This is a genomic window from Acidiplasma cupricumulans, assembly GCF_001402935.1.
GTDB lineage: Archaea > Thermoplasmatota > Thermoplasmata > Thermoplasmatales > Thermoplasmataceae > Acidiplasma > Acidiplasma aeolicum.
Genome location: NZ_LKBH01000091.1, coordinates 1 through 3,602, shown reverse-complemented (window position 1 = coordinate 3,602; position 3,602 = coordinate 1). Strand labels below are relative to the sequence as shown.

Annotated in this window: 3 protein-coding genes; all 3 read left to right on the top strand. The window is 32.8% G+C overall.

Annotated elements, in window-relative coordinates:
- Positions 1-41 precede the first annotated feature (41 nt).
- Entirely contained in the window at positions 42-1,430 is a 1,389-nt protein-coding gene (locus tag AOG55_RS02910; protein ID WP_055032578.1) for a hypothetical protein, read from the top strand.
- An 84-nt stretch (positions 1,431-1,514) separates the two neighbouring features.
- Positions 1,515-2,834 (top strand): NAD(P)-dependent malic enzyme, encoded by a 1,320-nt coding sequence (locus AOG55_RS02905; protein ID WP_055032577.1) that lies wholly within the window; start codon positions 1,515-1,517, stop codon positions 2,832-2,834.
- The gene (locus AOG55_RS02900) at positions 2,835-3,305 is read left to right on the top strand and encodes a GNAT family N-acetyltransferase (protein WP_048101280.1); all 471 of its coding nucleotides are present in this window, start codon (positions 2,835-2,837) and stop codon (positions 3,303-3,305) included.
- Positions 3,306-3,602: the final 297 nt, after the last annotated feature.

The following is a 3,602-nucleotide window of genomic DNA, read 5'->3' as shown; positions in this document are numbered from 1 at the left end:
TTATGAGGAAATGTTTTTAATAAGTTAAACACTTTAAGTTTATGCAGCTTCTGCAGGGTGTTAAGGAGGCAATAATATCTGACAATATTAATCATAATATAACAAAAATACTGGAGGACAGTATAAAAAAGAAAACTTTTGATGTTCCGGATTACTTATATGTAACAGACCTGATAAATCCAGTCAATTCATATTATTCAAGAAAATACAAGGAAATCGAAATTGGCAATGACATATATTTAAGAATGAAGCTTGGTGAGGAATACCATTTCATGGCCAGGGGCTGGTTCGAGCAGATGGATGGTTTTTCGGGTTATGAAATACCTGTGAACGGCTCCCATCTTAATTTAAATGTTGTTGGCAGAATTGATTTTATGATAAATAATTCGGTTATTGAATTTAAGCTTAAAAGCAGGGAAAACATAGAAATTGAAGACCTTTATAAAGATTATTTATCCGACCTTGAGCAGCTGTTATTTTACTCAGTTTTAAATAAAAATTACAGTGACATAAACTATCTTGTTTTTTACTCGTCTGGAAATTTTTATGCCTATAAAATTCATATTAAAAACAGGGATAATATAATAAATGAGATGGTTTACAGAATTGATTTAATAAAGCGTGGCCTGTATAATGATGATATTTCAAATTTTCCAAGATGCACTTATTTTACGCATGGATGCCCTTTTCAGGAAAATAATGTCTGCAATTGCAGTAAATTAAAATTAAAGGATGATAAATGGATAATTAATTCAATTAATATATCAGAGGATGGGGAACTTGAGAATAGTTTAAATAATTATTCCATTGAGAATACAAGGCTGGATATAAGGAACATCGATTTAATATATCCAAGGAGATATTACCATAGGATAAGAAATGACAGGGAGATACAGGCAGAGAATAGATTAAAATCAACGTTTAATTATGATAAGAATAATATAAAATTTTTTATGATGGATGCCATAGAAACATCTGCACTTGCAATATCCTCACAGGAATATGCATTAAAAAATTCGGTAAATACACTTGGGCTATCAGGTTATGAAAAATATTTGATAAAAAACATTTACGATGAAACCTCAATTGTGCCATATATTCTAAAGATAAATAATTCTGTTTATACAAGCAATATACCTGATACATACTATTCAGAGCTTGCTGTAATATGCGCAAAAAGGAATATAAATTCTGGATTAATAATTATTGTCTACCCAAAACTTAACAATTCGGTAATTGTGCATGAGATCATATTTAATAATGAAAAACTTATAAATTTATGCCTTACTAAAATTGAGGATATAAAATCAGCTGTTAAAAATTCATATCCTTATAAACTTGACATGTGCCCGCAATTTACCATAAACTCGTGTAATATAGAAAACTGCAGCTGTAAAATGGAAATATACAAAAATTTAAAAAATAGCTAAATTTTTAATTTTTTTCTCAAAAATTACGGTAAATGTTTATATGTTTAAAGGTAAAGTTTTAATAATAATTGTATATATATTTTTATGATTATGAGGGATTCTGAAAAAACTGGCGATTATAATAAGATTGCCATGGAAATATCCAGAAAATATAAGGGGAAAATAAGAATACTGCCCAAGGTTCCAATAAACAGCCTTGACGATTTTTCTTCCCTTTATACACCAGGTATAGCGGAGGTATCCAGGCAGATTAAGAATAATGATGATCTGGTTTATGAATTAACAGGCAAATGGAATTCGGTTGCCATACTAACAGATGGCACCAGGGTATTAGGCCTGGGAAATGTTGGAACCCACGCATCCATACCTGTTATGGAGGGGAAGGCCCTGCTTTTTAATTACCTGGGAGGTGTAAATGCTGTACCAATACCGTTAAATGTTAAAAATAATGATGAGTTTATAACGGCTGCAAGGGCCATTGAGCCTTATTTTGGCGGCTATAATTTAGAGGATATAGAATCACCAAGATGCTTCTTTCTGCTGGAAAATCTTCAGAAGCAGATGGATATACCTGTATGGCACGATGACCAGCTGGGAACAGCATCAATAACACTTGCAGGAATTATTAATTCATTAAGGCTTGTTAATAAGAAAAAGGAGGATGTTAGGATTGTATTTAATGGTGCAGGTGCGGCCAACATTGCGGCAATATATCTCTTCGAGGCTGCAGGGTTTAAAAAGGAAAATATGGTTGTTATAGACTCCCATGGAATTCTGGAGCCGGAACGTGAGGATATAGATTCATTAATGTTAAAAAATCCCTGGAAATACCACATTGCGCTTGAAACAAATAGGGAAAGAATCAGGGGGAATACAGATAATGCATTCAGGGGTGCTGATATTATAATATCAGCTTCAAAATCCGAGCCTGGCACAATAAAAACAGACTGGATAAAATCCATGAATAGGGATCCAATTGTTTTTGCCCTTGCCAACCCCCTGCCAGAGATATGGCCACAGGATGCAATAAGTGCCGGCGCCAGAATAGTTGCAACAGGCAGAAGCGATTTTCCAAACCAGATAAACAACAGCCTTGTTTTTCCCGGTGTCTTCAGGGGTGTTCTGGATGCACGGTCTAAGGGTGTTAATTTTAGGGTCATGGTTGCAGCATCTCAGGCAATTGCCGATTATGTAAGTGACATATCATATGATAAAATAGTTCCAACAATGGATGACCTTAATTTATTCCCGGAGGTTGCGGCAACAGTTGCAAGGAAAACTGTGGATGAGGGCCTTGCAAGGAAAACTGATTCCCGTGAGGGATTTTTAAAAACTGCAACAGAAATAATCGGTTCAAACAGAAAAATCTATAAAAAGCTGTTTAATGAAAAGGATGGTGAGTAAATGGATTATAAGATCAGGGAAATGACAGATAATGATATAGATCAGGCAATGGACTTGCTGTTAAGACTCAAGAGATTAAATTCAGAATTTGATTATGCATTAAGGGTGTCATCAAATAATGAGCAGGAGATCAGGGAAAAATTAAAAAAAATAGTTAATGACCGTGATAATCATATTTCACTGGTAATAGAATCAAATAAAAAGATTGTTGGAATTTTGATTTCTGATATAATATTCAGAATATATTATGACCCAAAATATGAGGCCAGAATAAGGGAAATTTATGTGCTTCCAGAATTCCGTTCAAAGGGCATTGGCAAGGAGTTTATCGATAAATTTACAGATGTTGTCAATGACCGTGGAATTAACATGGTAACTGCGGAATTTCCATCCCTCAACACAATGGCCATTAATTTTTATAAAAACCTTGGTTTCAGGGAATTAATAAAAATATATTCAAAAATACAATAATGCAAATTATAAATAATCAAACAAATTTTCATTAATTTATTTTTTCCCTGTAATATTAATCCCGCATTTTGTCCCAAAAACCCCAATAATCTTATAATATATTTTTATAAAAACTATTGTTTTTATTCTTTCCATTTGATACAATTCGATTTTCCTGATGCAGTGCCGGTATTGAGAGTAATTGCGACAAATTGTTTCAATCTTTTTATAATACTATTTTTATTTTAATTGAGAGATATAAATATCAAAAATCAAAACGGCGGATTTTTATTACATGCATAAAATACTTTGTATTAA

What these genes read in the sequence shown, in the direction of transcription:
- AOG55_RS02905 (WP_055032577.1), top strand. Translation starts at nt 1,515, where the DNA reads ATGATTATGAGGGATTCTGAAAAAACTGGCGATTATAATAAGATTGCC.
- AOG55_RS02900 (WP_048101280.1), top strand. Translation starts at nt 2,835, where the DNA reads ATGGATTATAAGATCAGGGAAATGACAGATAATGATATAGATCAGGCA.
- AOG55_RS02910 (WP_055032578.1), top strand. Translation starts at nt 42, where the DNA reads ATGCAGCTTCTGCAGGGTGTTAAGGAGGCAATAATATCTGACAATATT.